General features: G+C 72.2%; 1 protein-coding gene. It reads left to right on the plus strand.

The window, feature by feature from the left end; genetic code table 11:
* A partial coding sequence (locus tag QSK22_RS33580) for an AMP-binding protein (RefSeq protein WP_285498558.1) occupies positions 1 to 255 on the plus strand: 255 nt, incomplete at both ends.

Here is a 255-nt window from a genome sequence, read left to right on the forward strand (position 1 = left end):
GGGCCGGTTTGGCGCGCGGCTATTGGAACCGTCCCGCGCTGACCGCCGAACGGTTCGTGCCCGACCCCTACGGTCGGCCCGGGACGCGCATGTACCGCACGGGTGACCTGGCCCGGTGGCGCAGCGACGGGCGTTTGGAGTATCTCGGCCGGTCGGATCTGCAGGTGCAGTTGCGCGGGTTCCGGATCGAGTTGGGCGAGGTCGAGGCGGTGCTGGCGCGGCACGAGGCGGTCGCCGACGTCGCGGTGATCGTCC

It is taken from the genome of Actinomadura sp. NBRC 104425 (assembly GCF_030269545.1).
In the GTDB taxonomy this organism is placed as follows: Bacteria; Actinomycetota; Actinomycetes; order Streptosporangiales; family Streptosporangiaceae; genus Spirillospora; species Spirillospora keratinilytica.